Below are 21,183 nucleotides of genomic sequence, written 5' to 3' on the forward strand. Positions count from 1 at the left end.
TTAATTAAACCAAAAGCAGCAGAGCAAGAATCAGCACTGCACCCAGCCCCAATGAGGCAACATACCAACGGATCTGGCCGTTTTCACTCACTGCAAGTCCTTTATTTGCCCAACGTGAAAGATGTGCAGGAATATTCATCAGTGAGTTAATCGGATCGCTTTCCAGTAGCCATGCAATACCTTTAAACGGTTTCACAAAGACTACATCATACAGCCAGTCGAATCCCCATGCTTGGTACCACCAAGCACTGAAGAAGCGGCCAACCGCCGTTTTCGCGATAGCATCAACAATGGAACGTCTGAACAGATAGAGGAATACCGCAATCAACAAACCTGCGATTGCAAACCCGCCCGAAATCGCTTCAAGTAAGACTTTACCGTCTTCACTTCCTGCGGCTTCCGCTGGGAACACCCCTTCTAATGGTTGGTGGATTAATGCACCAACAAACGTTGCAAGGATAGCCAGAATGCCAAGTGGCAATGTGTGAGTGATGCCTTTAACCTTGTGCGCTTTGATTTTTGCTTCACCATGAAACACGATGAAAATCATACGGAAGGTATAAATTGCAGTCATTAATGCACCGAGGATACCTGCCCACAGCAACACAGTCTGTCCATCAAGCTTAGCTCCCCACAAAATCGCATCTTTACTGTAGAAACCTGCGGTAAACAGTGGCAATGCTGCCAGTGCGCTTCCGCCGATTAACATCACAGCATAAATGAATGGAATTTGCTTACGCAACCCACCCATTTTGAAGATGTTTTGCTCGTGGTGGCAAGCGAGGATCACCGAACCTGCTGACAGGAACAACAATGCTTTGAAGAAAGCGTGCGTCATCAGGTGGAAAATCGCCGCATCCCAAGCTTGAACACCCAGAGCCAAGAACATATAACCAATTTGGCTCATGGTTGAATAAGCGAGGACACGTTTGATATCCGTTTGGACCACTGCTGCAAAACCTGCCAGTACGAGTGTTACCGCACCCACAACGCCGACTAAGTGTAATACTTCAGGCGCTAACAGGAACAGAACATGGGTACGTGCGATTAAGTAAACACCCGCGGTTACCATGGTTGCGGCGTGGATCAGTGCAGAAACTGGTGTTGGGCCCGCCATCGCATCAGCTAACCATGTTTGTAATGGTAGCTGTGCAGATTTACCGACTGCACCACCTAATAACATCAAGGTTGCCCAGTTGATTGCGCTTGAACCCTCAGCAAATTTCTGAGGTGCTAACACCGCCATTTCGCTGAAATTCAGTGTGCCCAGTTCATTCCACAGAATAAACATACCGATAGCAAGGAACACGTCACCGATGCGCGTCACAAAGAACGCTTTCATCGCGGCTTTGCCGTTGTCTGGATTAGTGTAATAAAAACCAATCAACAAGTAACTGCACAGCCCTACCCCTTCCCAACCGAGATACATCAGCATCATGTTATCGGCGAGGACTAAAACCACCATGCTCGCGATAAACAGGTTGGTGTAAGCGAAGAAACGTGAGTAACCTTCCTCGCCACGCATATACCAAGAGGCATACACGTGAATAAGGAAGCCCACACCCGTTACCACACCTAACATAGTCAGTGACAGACCATCTAACATCAGGGTGAATGGGATATTAAAGGTACCGACAGACATCCAAGTCCAAAGTGGCTGAATAAATACACCAGCGTCGGGTTGAGCTAAAAATTCGTTACCAGCATAGAATGCGACGAGGGCAGCTAAGCCGACCGACCCCGCACCAATAATGGCCGAAACGTTTTCTGACCAGCGTCCACGGGAGAAGGCTAACAACACCGACCCCAGTAAAGGCAACAGAATAGTTAAATAGAGTAGGTTCATCCGCGCATCTCACTGACTTTATCAATATTCAGGTTCTGACGATGACGATGGAGTTGCAGTAACAACGCCAATCCAATACTCGCCTCCGCTGCAGCCAGTGCGATTGCCAAGATATACATAATCTGGCCGTCTGGTTGCCCCCAAAAACTCCCTGCAACGACAAATGCCAGTGCAGTTGAGTTAATCATGATTTCCAGTCCGATCAACATGAAAAGCAAGTTGCGGCGGATAACAAGGCAGCTAAGCCCCATCACAAATAGAATTGCCGCTAAAATCAGACCATGTTCTAGAGGTATCATTTTTGCTCCTCCGCAATGCTAACAAGGTCAGCACCGTTTTCTTTGCGGTCACGTCCAACATGGAATGCGACGACGATACCTGCCAATAACAGCAGTGAAGCAAGTTCAACAGCCAGAACATATGGCCCGAACAAGCTGATACCGACTTCTTTCGCCCCAATCACCGTGCCATCAATGCCCTTCTCGTAAGATAAAGAAGTGATGCCGTAAACCAGGATAGCCAGTAACACTGCGGATAAACCCGCTGGACCAATCCAGTTTTTCGGCGTTAGCCAAGCCCGCTCTTGCTCTTGCACAGAGCGGCCTAGGTTCAGCATCATGACGACGAACACAAACAAGACCATAATGGCACCTGCGTAAACGATGATTTCCAGCGCACCCGCGAAATACGCGCCGAGTGAGAAGAACACCATTGACAGTGCCAGCAGAGAAACAACCAGATACAACAGTGCATGCACCGGGTTGGTATTCGTTATCACCCTCAAAGTTGCAAGTATTGCAACCAGACCGGCGATATAAAATGTAAATTCCATGAATATCGCTCCTTATGGCAACAGGTCTTTGACGTTAATCGGTTTCGCTTCGTTATCCGCTTCACCTTTGTCTTTACCTGCAATCGCCATACCCGATTTACGGTAAAAGTTATAATCAGGATATTTACCTGGACCTGAAATCAACAGGTCATTTTTCTCGTAAACCAGATCCTGACGTCGCCAGTCGGCCATTTCAAAGTCAGGTGTTAATTGGATTGCCGTCGTTGGGCAAGCCTCTTCACACAGACCACAGAAAATGCAACGCGAAAAGTTAACGCGGAAAAATTCCGGATACCAGCGTCCATCTTCGTGCTCCGCTTTTTGCAGTGAGATACATCCCACTGGGCAAGCAACAGCACATAAGTTACACGCAACACAACGCTCTTCACCGTCTGGATCGCGGGTTAACACGATACGACCACGGTAACGGGGTGGCAGATAAACCGGCTCTTCTGGATACATTTGCGTTTCGCGTTTATCGAACGCATGTAGGCCGACCATCCAAATACTACGTACTTGGGTGGCGAAACCGACCAATAACTCTTTCAATGTCATGGTTCAATCACCCCTTACTGAGCGTTGTATAAAATCACTGCTGCAGTACCCAGCAGATTAAGCAGCGTCAATGGCAGACAAATTTTCCAGCCGAAAGACATCACTTGGTCATAACGTGGACGCGGTAAAGAGGCACGGATCAGGATGAACATCATCATGAAGAAGCCAGTTTTGATAGCAAACCACAAGAATGACGGCAGGAACGGGCCATGCCAGCCACCAAAGAACAGCGTCACAATCAGGGCAGAAACCGTTACGATACCGATATACTCACCAACGAAGAACAGACCGAACTTCATCCCTGAGTATTCAACGTGGTAACCATCCGCAATCTCTTGTTCTGCTTCTGGTTGGTCAAACGGGTGACGGTGACATACCGCAACGCCCGCAATCGCAAAGGTCAAAAAACCAAAGAATTGAGGAATAATGTTCCACATGCCTTCTTGGGAGTTCACAATATCAATCAGGTTGAATGAACCCGCTTGTGCGACTACGCCCATTAAAGATAAGCCTAAGAACACTTCGTAACTGACGGTTTGTGCCGAAGCACGCATCGCCCCTAATAATGAATATTTGTTGTTACTTGACCAACCTGCGAACAGAACCGCATACACCGCTAAACCAGCCATCATCAGGAAGAATAAAATCCCAATGTTTAAGTCTGCTACGTGCCAAGTCGGGCTGACAGGCACGATGGCGAATGCAAGGAACAGTGAACAAAATGCGATAACTGGCGCTAGCGTAAAGATTTTCTTGTCCGCGAACTGTGGGATCCAGTCTTCTTTAAACAGCATTTTGAACATGTCGGCGATTAACTGGCCCATCCCAAACGGGCCAACGCGGTTTGGGCCATAACGATTCTGGAACAGACCGAGAATACGGCGCTCTCCCAGACTCATGTAAGCCCCACAAGTCACAACAACCAATAAAATGACGACAGATTTGAGGATGGAAATTAATACTTCCATCACTTCAGGAGAAATCCAATCCATCATGCTCCCCTCCGCAGATTATTGACTGACACGCCAGCCATTGAAGGTGCGATACCTGGCATCCCTAATGGTAAGCCAATTTGACCTGTCGACAGGTTGTTGCTGATGCGTACAGTCAAGTTAAATCCTTGACCTGCATGGCTAAACTCAGCTTTTGTCCCTGCTGCCAAACCAAGTACCGCAGCATCTTGCGTGCTCAGCATGATATAAGGCTCTGGCATGCGCTGTTGAATCACCTCTGAACGCTGTGACATTTCATCACTACCGAACAGATGGTAATACGGCGCGACTACCCACTGCGCATCCGCTGCTTGGTAAGCTGCTGGAATATCAGTGAAGTAAGCCAATTTACTTTCTGTTGAATTGAACAGGCGCACACCAGGGTCACCAAATAATAAATGGCCACCGACTTCCGCTTGGAATTTATTCCACGCTTGAGGTGAGTTCCAACCTGGCGCCCATGCAAATGGAATTTGCTGGCGTGGTGCGGTTGGGCTGTTGTTCCCTTCCATTGAGAAAGCAAATGGAGAGTCAATATCTTGCGGTTGGCGTGGTTCATGCACAGATTGGTTCGCCAGCATTGCTGTACGACCACTGTAACGATGCGGCTCACGCGCTAATTTTTGTCCGCGGATACGGAATGAAGCTTTCGGTGCTGAATCCACAATACCCGCAAATTGCGGTAATGCAGCCACACAGTCAGCAATCACATGGTCAAGTTGCGACCAATCTGCATCACGTTCTTGCGCTTCTGTTTGCAGCGAGTGCATCCAGCGCCAGCTTTCGTTCATCACGATAGTTTTGTCGTAATAAGTTGGGTCGAAAACTTGGAAGAAACGTTGTGCACGACCTTCTTGGTTAATCAACGTACCGTCTGCTTCTGCGAAACTCGCCGCTGGCAGAACAAGCGTTGCTTTATCCATGATGTCAGTTTGCTGGTGATCAGCAACAATCAGGTGGCTCAATTTCGCTAATGCGCTATTGACTGCATCCACACTGCTGTGACGGTAAAGGTCATTTTCGATAACGATAGCCACATCCGCTTCGTTCGCTTCAATGCGAGCTAATGCGCTGTCTAATGGCTGTGCGTTCATCATCGCTAAACCGAAGCTGTTCGCATGAGAGGCTAAGTAAGATAAGCCCACTTGTGCGCCTTTCGCTTTCAGTGCAAATGCCACGTTCGCTGCCGCTTGGATCATCGCATCGCTCGCGCTGTGGCTACCGCTGATAATCAGTGGTTTTTTCGCGCTTGAAAGGGCTTGTGCGATGGTTTCCACTTTCGCTTTAAGGTCCGCTGGCAAGTCGTTAACCGCAGGCGCCTCACCGTTAATCATATTGGCGATAGCAAAACCGAAACGCGCTTGGTCAGCAACTGGGGCACGGTAATTAAAAGCCGCAACGTCGTCTAAGCGGGTATCATCAACGTTGGTGATAAACAGCGGATATTTCGCATGTTGACCAATGTTCATGATTGCCGCGATTTGCCAATCAGCCACTTTCTGTGCGGCGGCCATTTCACGTGCTTTACCTTTCACCGCTTGACGAACAGAAAGTGCCATACGTGCACCTGTCTGAGTTAAATCTTCACCCAGAACCAGTACCGCATCGTAACCTTCAACTTCACGCAGCGTTGGGGTATAGATACCACCATTTTGCAGAATATTTTGCATCAGCGCTAAACGGCTTTGCTCACCTGTGGAGATACCAGAATAGAAGTTTTCTGCACCCACTAATGCACGTAATGCGTAGTTGCTCTCAATGCTTGCACGTGGAGAGCCAATACCAATCACTTTTTTCGCTTGATTGATAATTTGCGCACCGCTTTGCATTGCTTCAATAGCAGAGATAACCTGTTTAACACCATCTTTGTTCAAGACAGCCTGACGTGGACGGTCTTTGCGGTTAACGTAACCGTAACCAAAGCGACCTCGGTCACACAAGAAATAGTGGTTAACAGAACCATTATAACGGTTTTCGATACGGCGAATTTCACCATAACGTTCACCTGGGCTAGTATTACAACCGATACTGCACTGTTGGCAGATACCTGGTGCAAATTGCATATCCCATTTACGGTTATAGCGCTCAGAGTGGGTTTTGTCAGTAAATACCCCTGTCGGGCAGACTTCGACTAAGTTGCCAGAAAATTCACTTTCCAGCGTGCCGTCTTCTGTACGACCGAAGTACACGTAGTTGTGAGCTCCATAAACCCCTAAATCCGTGCCATCTGCGTAATCTTTATAGTAACGAACACAACGGTAACACGCGATACAGCGGTTCATTTCATGACTAATGAAAGGCCCCAGATCTTGGTTAATGTGTGTGCGTTTCGTAAAACGATATTTACGCATGTTATGGCCAGTCATCACCGTCATATCTTGCAGGTGGCAGTTACCGCCCTCTTCACAGACTGGACAGTCATGTGGGTGGTTGGTCATAAGCCATTCTACAACACTTTCACGGAATTGCTTGGCTTCTTCATCATCAATAGAGATGAAGGTGCCTTCCGTTGCCGGTGTCATACAAGACATTACTAGGCGACCGCGGGTATCATCCGCGTTCTGATACTGCTTAACCGCACACTGGCGGCAAGCGCCAACGCTTCCCAGCGCTGGATGCCAGCAAAAATAAGGAATATCTAGCCCGAGAGAAAGACAGGCTTGTAACAGGTTTTCAGACCCGTTAACGTCATATTCTTTGCCGTCTACATATATTGTAGCCATAGTCAGCATGCTTCCCAAAGGCCCGCATAAAGCAGGCGTTAATCAAAAATACGTTCTTCGTGAAAAATCTCGTTCGCGGTTGCTCAATCGCGAAACGATTACCAGCGCTGCTTCAGCAGGTTTGGCTGAATACCTGCAATCTGCACTAAATTGCGCAGATCTTTTTGCGAGATACCCGCTTCGAATTCATCACGGAAATATTTGATAGCACTTTGCAGCGGTTCAACTGCACCTGGTGCGTGAGCACAGAAGGTTTTACCCGGGCCTAAGAAACGGCAAAGTTGCTCTAATGTTTCAATATCGCCTGGTTGACCTTCGCCTTTTTCCAGTGCTTGTAAAATTTTCACACTCCACGGCAATCCATCACGACAAGGTGTACACCAACCGCAAGATTCACGCGCAAAGAAGGTTTCTAAGTTACGCACTAACGAAACCATGTTGATTTCATGATCAACTGCCATCGCCAATGCAGTCCCTAAACGGCTGCCTGCTTTAGCAATATTTTCGAAATCCATCGGTAAATCGAGGTGGTCATTGGTCAGGAAGTCTGTCCCTGCCCCACCTGGCTGCCATGCTTTTAATTTCAAGCCATCGCGCATCCCACCCGCGTAGTCTTCAAGCACTTCACGCGCGGTGGTACCAAACGGTAATTCCCACAGACCTGGGTTTTTCACACGGCCAGAGAAGCCCATCAGTTTTGTGCCGGCATCTTTACTCTTACCTGCGCTTAAATCGATATACCACTGGTCACCGTGCTCTAAAATTGCAGGCACGTTACAGATAGTTTCGACGTTATTTACGCAAGTCGGTTTACCCCAAGCACCTGATGTTGCAGGGAATGGTGGTTTAGAACGTGGATTTGCACGGCGACCTTCTAAGGAGTTAATCAACGCAGTTTCTTCACCGCAGATATAACGCCCAGCACCCGTGTGCACAAACAGTTCGAAATCGAATCCAGAACCGAGGATATTTTTACCTAATAGACCCGCTGCTTTGGCTTCTTCGATGGCCCGGCGCAGGTTTTGTGCGGCTTCAACGTATTCACCACGCAGGAAGATATAACCACGATAGGCTTTCAGTGCATAAGCCCCTGTTATCATCCCCTCAACTAACAGGTGAGGCAGTTGTTCCATCAATAGACGGTCTTTATAAGTACCTGGTTCCATTTCATCCGCATTACATAAGAAGTAACGCAGTTTCATGTTTTCGTCTTTTGGCATCAGGCTCCATTTCAGACCTGTTGAGAAGCCCGCGCCACCACGCCCTTTCAGGCCTGCGTCTTTCACGAGATTCACAACTTCATCTGGCGCCATGCCTTTAAGCGCACGCTCAAGACCTTTGTATCCGTTTTTACTACGGTACTCATCTAACCAAACAGGCTGATTGTCATCACGCAAACGCCATGTTAGAGGATGAGTTTCGGCAGTACGGATCACTGGATTAACAGAATTTGTCATGGATACTGCTCCAGTAATTTTTGAATATTTTCAGGCTGTACGTAGCTGTGAGTGTCTTCATCGATCATCATCGTTGGACCTTTGTCACAGTTACCTAAGCAACAGGTTGGCAGCAACGTAAAGCGGCCATCAGCTGTTGTTTGACCTGGGCGAATATTCAGCTGTTTAATGATCTCAGCTTCTAAGCCCTGATAACCTGTAATATGGCAAACAACACTGTCGCAATAGCGAATAATGTGGCGACCTACTGGCTGACGGAAGATTTGGCTATAGAATGTGGCCACCCCTTCAACGTCACTGGCTGGAATGCCTAAGACGTCAGCAATCGCATGGATAGCCCCATCTTCAACCCAACCGCGGTTTTTTTGCACAATTTTTAGTGCTTCAATTGAGGCAGCACGCGCATCTTCGTAGTGGTGTTTCTCACCTTCAATCTCTGCACGCTCTTTCTCTGTTAAGACAAAGCCATGATTGACTTGCGGTTCAAACACATTCACGACATTGAGCTCGTTGTGCTTCTCATTTTCGTTATGTTCATTATGCATGGTTAGCGATCCACATCCGACATTACAAAATCGATACTACCCAGATAGACGATTAAGTCCGAAACTAAACTACCTCTGATCACCGAAGGAATTTGCTGTAAGTGCTCATAACTCGGAGTACGAATACGTGTGCGGTAGCTCATCGTGCTGCCATCACTGGTCAGGTAGTAGCTGTTAATACCCTTCGTGGCTTCAACCATCTGGAATGATTCATTCGCAGGCATCACAGGGCCCCAAGACACTTGCAAGAAGTGGTTGATCAGGGTTTCAATGTGCTGCAACGTACGCTCTTTTGGTGGCGGTGTCGTCAATGGATGGTCGGCTTTGAATGGGCCTTCTGGCATATTCTTGTAGCATTGCTCAAGAATACGGATACTCTGGCGCATCTCTTCCACTTTGATCATCACACGGTCATAACAGTCACCGTTGTGTGCGATAGGAATATCGAATTCAAAGTTTTCGTAGCCTGAATATGGACGCCATTTACGCACGTCGAAATCAACGCCTGTTGCACGTAAACCTGCACCTGTTACCCCCCAAGCTAGAGCCTCTTCTTTGTTGTACATTGCTGTACCAATTGAACGGCCTTTTAAGATGGAGTTTTTCAGTGCTGACGTAACATAAGATTCTAAACGTTTTGGCAGCCAGTCGAGTAACTCACGCAGCAGTTTTTCCCAACCACGCGGTAAATCGTGTGCAACACCACCGATACGGAACCATGCTGGGTGCATACGGAAACCCGTGATCGCTTCAATCACGTTATACACTTTTTGGCGGTCAGTAAACGCAAAGAATACAGGCGTCATTGCACCGACGTCTTGGATATACGTACTGATATACAGCAAGTGGCTGTTGATACGGAATAGCTCAGACAGCATGACACGAATGGTCTTCACGCGATCAGGCACTTCGATGCCAGCCAGTTTTTCAACGGCTAACACGTATGGCATTTCATTCACACAACCGCCGAGATACTCGATGCGGTCAGTGTATGGAATGTAGCTGTGCCATGACTGGCGTTCACCCATTTTCTCAGCACCACGATGGTGGTAGCCGATATCTGGCACACAGTCGATAATTTCTTCACCATCAAGTTGCAGTACGATACGGAACGCACCGTGTGATGATGGGTGGTTAGGCCCTAAGTTCAGGAACATGAAATCTTCGTTTTCATTTCCACGCGCCATGCCCCACTCTTCTGGTTTGAAAGTCAATGCTTCCATTTCCAGATCTTGTTTCTGTTTCGTCAGAACAAAGGGGTCGAACTCAGTTGCACGCGCAGGGTAATCCTTACGCAGTGGGTGACCTTCCCAGTTTGGTGACATCAGCAAGCGACGCAGATTTGGGTGACCTTGAAAGGTGATCCCAAACATATCCCACACTTCACGCTCATGCCAACTCGCATTCGGGAACAGTGAAACCACAGAAGGCACGTTTAAGTCTTTCTCATTGAGAGCGACTTTTAACATGATATCGCGGTTACGGTCGATGGAGATGATGTGGTAGAAAACACTAAAGTCTGCCTCTGGCAGACCTTGACGGTGAATTCGTTGACGTTCATCTACCCCGTGTAAGTCAAATAACATGACATACGGTTTCGGTAATTTTTTCAGGAAATCGACAACTTCCAGTAATTGTTCACGACGAACCCATATCACTGGCATACCAGTGCGGGTTGCTTGAACAGAAAAGGCATCCGGCCCAAATTGATTGCGCAGTTCCAGAAGCACAGGGTCATTTAAATGATCCTGCGTCTGCCATCCTGGCTGGGTACTACTCGCTTGCGCTATCTGATCTGTCATCATTCTTCACCATAACGCTTGATCAGGTTTATTATTTCGCAACAACATTGCTCTGTTACGCTGTATGGCTTTAAGCCTTAAATTTCGTCTGGTGTACGCAGGTTAGTCACTGCGATACGTTCACCATGCTTTCTTTCTCTTTCTGATTGCATATTGGCACGGTAAACCCCTTGGTCTCCAACGACCCAAGAGAGCGGACGACGCTCTTTACCGATAGATTCTTGCAACAGAAGCAGAGCCTGCATATAGGCTTCTGGGCGTGGTGGACAACCTGGGATATACACATCTACAGGGATAAATTTATCGACGCCTTGTACCACAGAATAAATGTCATACATGCCACCAGAGTTGGCACATGAACCCATGGAAATAACCCATTTTGGTTCGAGCATTTGGTCATACAGACGTTGAATAACAGGCGCCATTTTTGTGAAACAGGTTCCTGCAACAACCATGAAGTCGGCTTGACGAGGTGAAGCACGAAGTACTTCCGCACCAAAACGGGCTACGTCATGAACAGCCGTGAACGAAGTCACCATTTCTACATAGCAACATGAAAGACCAAAGTTATATGGCCATAGAGAGTTTTTGCGCCCCCAGTTAACCACATCGTGAAGTGCATGAGAAAGTTTCCCCATGTACACACTGTTTTCAACTTGCTGCTCCAGAGGATCTGTTACGATTTCCTGGGTTTGCAGTGGGTAACGGTCGTTCTCACCGTTCGGATCTATGCGGGTGAGCGTATAATCCATTGTATAATGCCTCGCTTTTTACTGCGGATGACGATTGCTGATTTTAATAACTTCACTAGGATGCTTCACTTTTCCGCGGGAACGGACTGGAGTCCAATCCAATGCTCCTACGCGAACCAGATAAAACAATCCCGCCAACAATACCAAAATAAAGATCGCGGCTTCGATGAAACCAACCCAACCCGCTTCGCGGATGGCAACTGACCATGCAAATAAGAACATGGCTTCAACATCGAAGATAACGAAGAACATGGCGACTAAGTAGAACTTAGCAGACATACGAAGACGTGCACTACCGACCGAATCAAGACCTGACTCGTAAGGAACATGTTTTGTTCTGGCTTTGGCGCGGCTACCTAAGAAGTGACCTGCGACCAACATGAAAGCACAAAGACCGATAGTGCCGATAAGGAATATCGCAAACGCCCAGTTATGGGCTAACGCTAGGATTGATGTAGACATACTCGTTGCTTACTCATTACTTATGGTGCGTAAACTGCTCTTTTTTACAACACGGCAGTATTGCACCACAATTGCCCAGTTAATCGAGAAGAAAGACCAAAAATCATCACCAAACATAAATCAGTCTGATGACTGCGTTTGGTTTGTCCTCTCTCATTACAATTTACTTTACCCAAATTAGGTAAAATAACCCGTATTTGTTACAAAAAACTCACACACAAAAAACATTAAAATAACAAAAAGTACTCATGATCTGCTAAAACGTGTCAGTGTAATGAAACACAAGTAAACACTCAAACTAGTTTAACTGATTATTCGTTTTTACTACACTATTATCGCAGGAAAAACCTGTCTTAACAGATGAAAAATTGCGCTTTTTATTTGATCTAACGCACAGATTTATTGAAAAAGTACTCAATTTGTTTACATGACGTTCAATTTTACTTTAAGAACATGTAACGCTTTTTTACTCAACAGTTTCACTAACCCGCTGACAATCCAGTGCTATTTTATCAATTCAGCAAAAAAAGATTGTTAATAGCGTAACAAATTGTTAACTAAAAAATGAAATTCAGGTTCTGCCAACTACATCACAATTATTTCATGGTCTTCAACATTTAACCATACTTATTAAGTGGTTAATTGCAGGTTTTGTGTACTGAAATCGATAAAAAAATGATAAATTTGAACTTGATAACGATTTCTCAAAACCATCGCTCAATATTTATACCTTGTTTTAAAATGATTTCTTATACTCTCTCCCCAATATTGAAAATTTAACACATCAGTATTAAATAATCGTTTCAGTTACGAAGCATCTTACTCTGTAGATAGATGCATCCAAAAAAGAATGGCATTTCCCCTAGCTTATCATGGTTATACTTTCCCCTAGTAAATATCACTTTAGTCGATATATTTCTTTGAATTGAGCCGCTCATTGCATTTGCGTAAAATAATTAGATTGCAAATATTTTATCCACACTTTTTTTTATACAAATTTTTGATATAAAAAAAACGGCATTCCTAAAAAATAGGAGTTACCGTTTTATTCGTTGTATACTCGCGTATATTAACAGTCAGTTAATATCACCTGAAACGATTAATTATTCATTTCGCTCCCATCAGCAAGTTCACTTGCCGATGCAGCAACATAAGGAATTTTTTTGTTTTCAATGGCGCTAAAGACGGTCAAAACAAAATCTTTCTGCTCATCTGCATTCTTATATAGCCAATATTGAATATCAGGCAAACGCGGCAAACCATCTGTTTCATTTAAAATACGTAAATCCGCATTTTGCATTTCCATTGGGCGTGCAGTCACCCCGACTTCCGCTGTTACTGCAGCACGTACTGCAGGTAGCGACGCGGCTTCATAGGCGATGTGCCATGGTAATCCTGCGTCATCCAATGCTTGCGTGCAAAGTTTGCGGTATGGGTTAGTTTCATCCATTACAACTAATGGGATCGGCTCGTTATGACGTAATTGGAAATCAGGCGAGCTATGCCATAGCACTGGCACTGTTCTTAATGCCGTTTTTGGGTGATGGCTAATACGCGCTGTTGTTAATGCTAAATCGATTTCATGGTTATCCAGCATTGATTCAATAAATTGAGCACGCTTAATGCGAACTTCAACCGCAATGCGTGGGTACACAGAAGCGATACGATTTAGCAAAAATGGCAAAAGGATATCAACAGTGTCATCAGATGCACCGATACGTAATTCGCCTTCAGCATCGTTATAGGTTAATGATGCTGTTGCATCATCATTAGCACGCAAGATTTGTCGTGCATAACCCAGTAATTGTAAACCATGTGCTGTGAGGAGTTTATTACGCCCATGACGAGCGAAAAGCTCACGGCCAACAAGTTGCTCTAAACGCTGCATCTGCTGGCTTACCGCAGATTGCGTTCTACACACTGCTGCAGCCGCAGCTGCGAATGTATTTAGATCAGCGACTGCAACAAACGTACGCAGCAAGTCCAGATCTAAGTTCATGATGGGACGATTGGAATTTATCATCGTTCATTCTCTTATATAATATTTATGTTACCTGGTGTTCTGCTCTCCTCCATGAGAATCAGCGATATAATTTAATACTACTCATCTAGTGCATCTCTAATCCTTAGATTTGCAATGACTACTCATTATTTTATCTAGTTATAACCAACCCGTTATTAACGAATAACATCAATGCTGGTATAAACAGGGTACTGCCAATCAATCAAAAATAGTGTTAACAAAAAGTGTATTCTCTTACAGAATCTGATTAAAGAAACGCTTTATAAAGTACCGCTAAATAGTAACATATTTAATGTAATCGCAATTATTTTAATGTAAGCACATTATAAAATTCATTTCACTATTTTTTTACGCTCTTAAATTTCAATGCGTTATGTATTTTAAGTATATGTTTAATTAAAAATTATTGAGCAAAACAATCAATATTACTAACAAAAACGGTCAAAAAAATATAAAAAAAGGGCAATATGCAGTGAAATTTATGACTAAACTAACGAATCTAGGCTTAATATTACATTTTGATACAATTTTTTAGTTCAACTGTTATTTTTCCTTTTTTTTTATATTTACACACCAAAAGACACGATATTATCGAGATATAAATCCAACATAAGTGTGTTAATTGAAATATTAAACCAACATAAAAAAGATAATAAGATGTCAAACATCACATTTATACTTTAACCAACCTTTTACACCAAAAATAACCTTGCATCTTCAAAAGCTTCTGAGGGAGGAGTACAGTAAGACAATAAAGCCGGCCCCCCTACCAATGTAATCCCGTTAGGGTAATGAGAGAACAATGAATAATCTAACTAAATCCAGCAAGCTCGATAATGTCTGCTATGACATCCGTGGGCCCGTATTAAAAGAAGCAAAACGCTTAGAAGAGGAAGGTAATAAAGTCCTCAAGCTGAACATTGGTAACCCGGCACCGTTTGGCTTTGAAGCACCTGATGAAATTCTTGTGGATGTCTTACGCAATTTACCAAGTTCCCAAGGCTATTGTGACTCCAAAGGGCTCTATTCTGCTCGTAAAGCCATCGTCCAACATTACCAAGCTCGTGGTATTCACGAAATGACAGTAGAAGATGTTTACATCGGCAACGGTGTATCTGAACTTATTGTCCAAGCGATGCAAGCACTGCTTAATAATGGCGATGAAATGTTAGTCCCAGCCCCTGACTACCCACTTTGGACTGCAGCGGTTTCGCTTTCTGGCGGGAAAGCGGTGCACTATATGTGTGATGAGCAACAAGGCTGGATGCCAGATATTGAGGACATTCGTAGCAAAATCACTCCAAGAACTCGTGGTATTGTGGTCATTAATCCCAATAACCCAACAGGTGCTGTATATAGCAAAGATTTGCTATTAGAGATTGTTGAACTGGCTCGTCAACACAATTTAATTATCTATGCTGATGAAATTTATGATAAAATTCTTTATGATGATGCAGTTCATCACTCTATTGCGGCATTAGCACCTGACTTATTAACAATTACATTCAATGGGCTATCAAAAACCTATCGTGTTGCAGGTTTCCGACAAGGTTGGATGGTACTTAATGGCCCGAAAAAACATGCAAAAAGCTATATTGAAGGCTTAGAAATGCTAGCCTCAATGCGTTTATGTGCCAATGTGCCGATGCAACATGCCATTCAAACTGCACTGGGTGGTTACCAAAGTATTAGTGAATTTATTCAACCAGGTGGGCGTTTATATGAGCAGCGTAACCGTGCGTGGGAACTCATTAACCAAATTCCAGGTGTATCTTGTGTGAAGCCACAAGGCGCACTGTATATGTTCCCCAAAATTGATATTAAGCGTTTTAATATCCATGATGACCAAAAAATGATCCTTGACTTGCTGTTGCAAGAAAAAGTGTTATTAGTCCAAGGTACAGCATTTAACTGGCCAGAACCCGATCATTTTAGGATCGTGACCTTACCTTATGCTGACGATCTTGAAATGGCAATTAATAAATTTGGCCGCTTCCTTGAAGGCTATCGTCAATAACATCTTATTTAGATTATCTATTATTAATAAAGCCTCCAAATTCGGAGGCTTTATTAATTCAAAGTGTAATCATCATTAAATGAATGTGTTATTTTGATTATCAAATAATGGAAATAATATATATCGCAACCAGGAAAAAGCCTAAAAGTATGAAAGGAAAGTATTTCATAATATTCCTTGAAGATTTACTTAGTGAATCTCCATTATAAATATTAATATAGGCAAATCAAATTAAAATAAACACAACTAAATAGTTTATCTAAGATATCTCACAGATTGACCATCAAACATAGAATGGCGTTTTACACTTCTTAATTTTTCGGAGCAACTTACTGACTCAGAAAAAGAAATGTACGCCGTTTTCGTATCACCATTAACGCCTACAACTGCAACGTCTTTGTCCGAAGCAGTAATGGAACATGAGAAATAGCCATCAGTCTCATAAACCTCATCATCAATAGTGATTACAATCACTTTCCACATATTTTTAATATGGAAACAAGTTGGTTTGATAATAAAAGTGAAAAACATTTTCTTTTTTTTACCATGGTTTATATTATTAACAGCCCCTCCGTTTTTTCTATATTATCTGCACTGTGCATAACTATAATCGACTTAATTTTGTTACCCCAATAGTTTTCTATAGAAACAAAACCTTTTTGCCCGCGTTCGTTATTAGCCATATTAACCCCTTTATTATCTAATATCACCTTCATCAAAATTAGATAATAAGTCATCGATTTTTTAATTAAACATTATTTTTCAATAGAGCTAATTATCGTTATTTTGATTTACTTTAAATAATAACTTGGCATAAATACATATCCCTCCGAGCCTATACGCGTTATAATTTACCCATTGTATACCACTGTTTATGAGGACTTATGAGCTACTTTTTTGCACACCTTGCTAGAATGAAACTAATTCACCGTTGGCCACTCATGCGTAATGTCCGAACGGAAAATGTCTCCGAACACAGCTTACAAGTTGCGATGGTTGCTCATGCACTTGCCATCATTAAGAATAAAAAATTTGGGGGTAATGTTGATGCATCTCGTATTGCTTTACTTGCCATGTACCACGATGCCAGTGAAGTTATTACTGGAGATTTGCCTACGCCTATCAAATACCATAATCAACAAATTGCCTATGAATACAAAAAAATAGAAAAATTTGCCCAACAAAAGCTGTTGGATATGCTACCTGATGAGCTTCAAGATGACTTCAGGGAGTTAATTATTGAAGACTTACAATCTGAAGAAGAACATTTTATTGTTAAGCAAGCAGATTCCCTGTGTGCTTATTTAAAATGTTTGGAAGAGTTGTCTGCGGGAAATAGCGAATTTAAATTGGCCAAAAAGCGCCTTGAAAAAATGCTAGCAGAAAGAAAAAGCCCTGAAATGGATTATTTTATGGAAAAATTTGTTCCAGGTTTTACGCTTTCGTTAGATGAAATTAGCAATTAATATATAAGTAGTATGTTATATCTACTTATATATCTGTTAATTTACCAATCTAAAAACTGTAGGCTAGATCTAACTTCACCTTATAAAATAGCTTAACCAACTTTGTTTAACTTTACACTACAACCTATCATTGTAGAGAATGCAACATACAATGTTTTTGCATCCCCATTAACGCCTAATATTACAAACTCAGAATCATCAATGGAGATAGTACAACGTAAAGGCTCTTTAGTTTCATAAACCGCCCCACTCTTAGTTACAAGTTTTATTGACCAAAAATCATATGAATCTATTGTAGCTCGCTCAAATAATATGGTAAATATTCTTTTCAGTTCAGTCCTATCTGGAATGTCATAAATTGTCTTTGAGGTATTTAATTTTTTGGTTACATCAAAATAACCAGAAACAAAGTGAGTTAATTCAACACTTGATAACTCTTCCCCCCAATAGTTTTCAAAATCACAGTAACCGTAAGTAAAACGCTCATCTCCCCACGATTCATTTTGACTCATTTCATTATCCTATAATTGATATGTAGTGAGTTAAAGAGAATATCAGTAGAGAATTCACTTTTAAAAGATATTAAATATTATAAATTTATTATTTTTAATATCAAAAGGGCTCTATTATATTTAGAGCCCTTTATTGAAATTATTTTTATATTGACTTAAAACGGAAATAGTATTGGAATAACCGCAATACTGATAAACATCACAATAATCGTAAACGGTACACCAATTTTTAAGAAGTCAGAAAACTTATATCCCCCAGGGCCAAGCACTAAGGTATTAACGGGTGATGAAACGGGAGTCATAAATGCAGCAGATGCTGCGATACCAATTACCATTGCAAATGGTAAAGGGGATACCTCCATTTGCCGTGCGGCAGCAATCGCAATAGGGGCCATAAGGACTGCCGTGGCAGTATTAGAGATAAACAACCCAATAGTGGCACACAGAATAAATAAACACAGTAGCATCACATGTGGGCCTAACCCCCCTGCGACCTTCATTAGGCCATCAACCGCAAGGGCAATACCGCCCGTTTCTTGCAAAGCAATAGCAAACGGCATCATACCGACGATTAAAATAATACTTGGCCAGTGAATAGATTTGTACGCGCTTTCCATATCAATACAGCGGAATTTACCCATCAGTAAGCAAGCTATCAAAGCTGCAATAAAATTTGGGATCTCATTGGTTACCATCATGGCAACCATCAGTGCGAGACAAAACAAGGCATGTGGTGCTTGTGACGCAGCTGGCGCAACGGCTTCAACCTCAGCAGCCAAATTTAGCACAATAAAATTACGTGGTTTTGTCGATAAGATACGAATGAGTTTCCAATCACCGATCACCAACAAAATATCACCAAGGCGTAGAGGCTCATCCACTAACTTGCCATCTAATGCCTTACCATCACGGCGAATACCCACCACGTTCAAACCGTATCGTGTACGAAACTTAATGTCCCGTAAACTTTTTCCCAGTAACTCAGAGTCTGGGTTCATAGAAACTTCCGCCATCCCCACATCACGGGACTGGTCAGAGAAATAGTCTCCACGTAAAATCATTGGCTCAAGCAATTGTTCACTGCAAAACAGGCGTAAATCGTCATCACTTACAGAAATATCGACCAATAAAACATCTCGTTCACGTAGCTCTGTTCCGCCCGTTGCGCTGACCATCACACGGCGAAATTTCCGCCAGCGCTCAATCCCCACCACGTTAGCTTCATAACGTGAACGTAAATGGAGTTCATCAAGGGTATGGCCAATCAACGGTGAACCTTTACGGATAGCTAAGCGGCGTGCACGGCCTGTCAGCTTATAATCACGAATTAAATCACGGAAGGTACGGCGGTAGCGTTCAGGAAGTTTATCAGGCTCATTACTGCCCAACCAGCGACGTGTTAACCACATATAGGCAATACCTGCCAGCAAAATAAGAATACCAATAGGGGTAATTGAGAAAAATTGAAAGCCTTTGATGCCTTCGCGTACTAACTCACTATTTACGACCATGTTAGGTGGCGTCGCGACTAGGGTCATCATGCCACTGATTAGCCCTGCAAAGCCTAGTGGCATCATTAATCTACCTGGCGATGTTTTCATTCGCGCAGCAACACTCAACACGACAGGAATAAAAATGGCAACAACACCTGTCGAGCTCATAAAGGCACCGAGCCCAGCGACTGTCAGCATCAAAAACACTAACATTTTGCTCTCGCTACTTCCTGCAACGCGAACAAGCCAATCCCCCATTTGATATGCGATCCCTGTACGAACGAGACCATCACCAATAACGAACAATGCCGCTATCAATAACACGTTCGGATCAGCAAAGCCTGATGTCGCTTGTTCTAATGTTAAGGTGTCGCTGAGCACAAACGCAACAATCACCAGTAATGCCACCACATCCATGCGGATTTTATTCGTGGTAAAAAGAACGACCGCTATCAGTAGGAGGGTTAATACCCACAGCAATTCTCCGTTCAAAATATCCCCTTTCGACGAAAAAAAACATTGCTAAAGATTTTCTTTAGTTAACCACGTTTTACGGAGAATTTCTTTGATTAGATCACGATTAAGGTAACTTTGACACTAAAAGTTCATAATCCCCATTAATGTCTGGTCCCATAACAGAAATTTGCTCTAACGAACTGACAATTACATCAATTTCATCACGACGTGGTAAGCTTTCTGGAGCATGGACTGCGACCACTTGGCAACCTGCACTAAGTGCGGAATGAATGCCTGCTTGGGCATCTTCGAAGGCAATGCAGGATTTTTCAGGCAATGAAAGTGCTTTAGCCCCTAACATAAACGGTTCTGGATCAGGCTTACCTTTGGACACTTTTTCAAATGTTACCCAATGTTTTGGCTCAGGCAGTCCCGCCGCTTGTTGGCGGCCATAAGCAATTGGCACTGTCCCCGATGTGACAATTGCCCACGGAGCTCCAATTTCATTTAAACGTGACAGCAAGGCAATCGCACCAGGTAGGGCCACAACGCCCTCCACATCTTCACTTTCCATTTTTTCTAACCAGCGAAAATACCCCATAATTTCTTCATCACTCGCCTCGGGTAAAAAGTGACGCAAACTAGTTAACGCGGGTTTTCCATGGATAAAATTAATGACTTCGGCTGAGTCTACACCAATTCGTTCGCCAAACTTACACCAACAGCGCTCAACCACTGCCAAGGAATCTGCCAATGTGCCATCTAAATCAAATAGAAACCCTTTTGCCTTTAATTTCACGTCTACCCCTTTATTTGCTATTCACATAATAATTGAATCGATTCTGGCCCATTAGTTAACGCTAAATGGGCACATACACGCAACCTCAATATTAAAAATAATTAAGAATTGATACTAAGGCTTAGATTTGAATGCGTGTGAGAAGTAAAAATCATGAGAAAAGAATGAAATTTGGCGTTCTAAATTATCCGCGTTGTCGCTAAGCGATAAAGTGAAGTATGACGAGATTGCTCTAAGGAGCTTGTGCTGTAGCTAGGCGGCAAGCGCGCTAATCCCTAGGAGCATACATGAGTATGTAACTAGGGTTAGTGTGTGGAGCCAACATCGCTACAGCGCAAAATACGACGAGCAAATATGCTCTAAATTATTCGCGTTGTCGCTAGGCAACCAGAGAGGATATCTCGGGGAGCATACAAAAGTATGTGACCCGAGTAGCCGAACGCAGTCAACA

General features: G+C 43.5%; 18 protein-coding genes. 2 read left to right on the forward strand and 16 right to left on the reverse strand.

All coding sequences use genetic code 11. From position 1 onward, the window contains the following. Window positions 1-4: 4 nt before the first annotated feature. The 12 genes from nuoL to PR808_RS16035 form a co-directional block, all read right to left on the reverse strand. On the reverse strand, window positions 5-1,846 hold the full coding sequence (gene nuoL / locus PR808_RS15980) for an NADH-quinone oxidoreductase subunit L (protein WP_272539643.1): 1,842 nt from the start codon (window positions 1,844-1,846) through the stop codon (window positions 5-7). Continuing rightward, window positions 1,843-2,145: an NADH-quinone oxidoreductase subunit NuoK gene (nuoK, locus tag PR808_RS15985; protein ID WP_004912233.1), complete on the reverse strand. Its 303-nt coding sequence runs from the start codon at window positions 2,143-2,145 to the stop codon at window positions 1,843-1,845. The genes nuoL and nuoK overlap by 4 nt, the downstream gene beginning before the upstream one ends. Continuing rightward, on the reverse strand, window positions 2,142-2,678 hold the full coding sequence (gene nuoJ / locus PR808_RS15990; protein ID WP_206082345.1) for an NADH-quinone oxidoreductase subunit J: 537 nt from the start codon (window positions 2,676-2,678) through the stop codon (window positions 2,142-2,144). The genes nuoK and nuoJ overlap by 4 nt, the downstream gene beginning before the upstream one ends. A 12-nt stretch (window positions 2,679-2,690) precedes the next feature. Continuing rightward, window positions 2,691-3,233 carry an NADH-quinone oxidoreductase subunit NuoI gene (gene nuoI / locus PR808_RS15995; protein WP_004259834.1) on the reverse strand — a complete coding sequence of 181 codons (543 nt, stop codon included), beginning with the start codon at window positions 3,231-3,233 and terminating at the stop codon, window positions 2,691-2,693. A 14-nt stretch (window positions 3,234-3,247) separates the two neighbouring features. Beyond that, a complete protein-coding gene (gene nuoH, locus PR808_RS16000; protein ID WP_206082346.1) occupies window positions 3,248-4,225 on the reverse strand; it encodes an NADH-quinone oxidoreductase subunit NuoH in 978 nt (325 codons plus the stop codon). Beyond that, on the reverse strand, window positions 4,225-6,957 hold the full coding sequence (gene nuoG, locus PR808_RS16005) for an NADH-quinone oxidoreductase subunit NuoG (RefSeq protein WP_272539644.1): 2,733 nt from the start codon (window positions 6,955-6,957) through the stop codon (window positions 4,225-4,227). Before nuoG ends, nuoH begins: the two co-directional genes overlap by 1 nt. Before the next feature lie 89 nt (window positions 6,958-7,046). Beyond that, entirely contained in the window at window positions 7,047-8,405 is a 1,359-nt protein-coding gene (gene nuoF / locus PR808_RS16010; RefSeq protein WP_206082348.1) for an NADH-quinone oxidoreductase subunit NuoF, read from the reverse strand. Beyond that, complete coding sequence (gene nuoE / locus PR808_RS16015) at window positions 8,402-8,950, reverse strand: NADH-quinone oxidoreductase subunit NuoE (protein WP_206082349.1); 549 nt, start codon at window positions 8,948-8,950, stop codon at window positions 8,402-8,404. Before nuoE ends, nuoF begins: the two co-directional genes overlap by 4 nt. A gap of 2 nt (window positions 8,951-8,952) precedes the next feature. Next, a complete protein-coding gene (gene nuoC / locus PR808_RS16020; RefSeq protein WP_371006958.1) occupies window positions 8,953-10,755 on the reverse strand; it encodes an NADH-quinone oxidoreductase subunit C/D in 1,803 nt (600 codons plus the stop codon). 74 nt (window positions 10,756-10,829) lie between these two features. Continuing rightward, on the reverse strand, window positions 10,830-11,504 hold the full coding sequence (locus PR808_RS16025) for a NuoB/complex I 20 kDa subunit family protein (RefSeq protein WP_004912254.1): 675 nt from the start codon (window positions 11,502-11,504) through the stop codon (window positions 10,830-10,832). An 18-nt stretch (window positions 11,505-11,522) separates the two neighbouring features. Next, window positions 11,523-11,966 carry an NADH-quinone oxidoreductase subunit A gene (locus PR808_RS16030; RefSeq protein WP_206082351.1) on the reverse strand — a complete coding sequence of 148 codons (444 nt, stop codon included), beginning with the start codon at window positions 11,964-11,966 and terminating at the stop codon, window positions 11,523-11,525. 1,099 nt (window positions 11,967-13,065) lie between these two features. Then, window positions 13,066-13,989, reverse strand: coding sequence for a LysR family transcriptional regulator (locus PR808_RS16035; protein WP_206082352.1), 924 nt, complete (start codon window positions 13,987-13,989; stop codon window positions 13,066-13,068). An 802-nt stretch (window positions 13,990-14,791) separates the two neighbouring features. On the opposite strand from PR808_RS16035, the gene PR808_RS16040 reads away from it, so the two are divergent. Beyond that, complete coding sequence (locus tag PR808_RS16040) at window positions 14,792-16,006, forward strand: pyridoxal phosphate-dependent aminotransferase (RefSeq protein ID WP_206082353.1); 1,215 nt, start codon at window positions 14,792-14,794, stop codon at window positions 16,004-16,006. A 551-nt stretch (window positions 16,007-16,557) separates the two neighbouring features. On the opposite strand, the gene PR808_RS16045 is transcribed toward PR808_RS16040, so the two are convergent. Further along, entirely contained in the window at window positions 16,558-16,689 is a 132-nt protein-coding gene (locus tag PR808_RS16045; protein ID WP_272516247.1) for a hypothetical protein, read from the reverse strand. A 201-nt stretch (window positions 16,690-16,890) separates the two neighbouring features. On the opposite strand from PR808_RS16045, the gene yfbR reads away from it, so the two are divergent. Further along, window positions 16,891-17,472: a 5'-deoxynucleotidase gene (gene yfbR / locus PR808_RS16050; RefSeq protein ID WP_206082354.1), complete on the forward strand. Its 582-nt coding sequence runs from the start codon at window positions 16,891-16,893 to the stop codon at window positions 17,470-17,472. 92 nt (window positions 17,473-17,564) lie between these two features. Here the strand turns inward: yfbR and PR808_RS16055 are convergent, their stop codons facing one another. The 3 genes from PR808_RS16055 to PR808_RS16065 all read right to left on the reverse strand — a co-directional run bounded on the left by PR808_RS16055 (window position 17,565) and on the right by PR808_RS16065 (window position 20,732). Then, the gene (locus PR808_RS16055; protein WP_272539645.1) at window positions 17,565-17,984 is read right to left on the reverse strand and encodes a hypothetical protein; all 420 of its coding nucleotides are present in this window, start codon (window positions 17,982-17,984) and stop codon (window positions 17,565-17,567) included. A 155-nt stretch (window positions 17,985-18,139) separates the two neighbouring features. Next, complete coding sequence (locus tag PR808_RS16060; protein WP_206082356.1) at window positions 18,140-19,969, reverse strand: SLC13 family permease; 1,830 nt, start codon at window positions 19,967-19,969, stop codon at window positions 18,140-18,142. Between the two features lie 88 nt (window positions 19,970-20,057). After that, window positions 20,058-20,732 (reverse strand): sugar phosphatase, encoded by a 675-nt coding sequence (locus PR808_RS16065; RefSeq protein WP_272539646.1) that lies wholly within the window; start codon window positions 20,730-20,732, stop codon window positions 20,058-20,060. Window positions 20,733-21,183 lie beyond the last annotated feature (451 nt).

This window comes from Providencia sp. PROV197 (assembly GCF_028479625.1).
GTDB classification, from domain to species: Bacteria; Pseudomonadota; Gammaproteobacteria; order Enterobacterales; family Enterobacteriaceae; genus Providencia; species Providencia vermicola.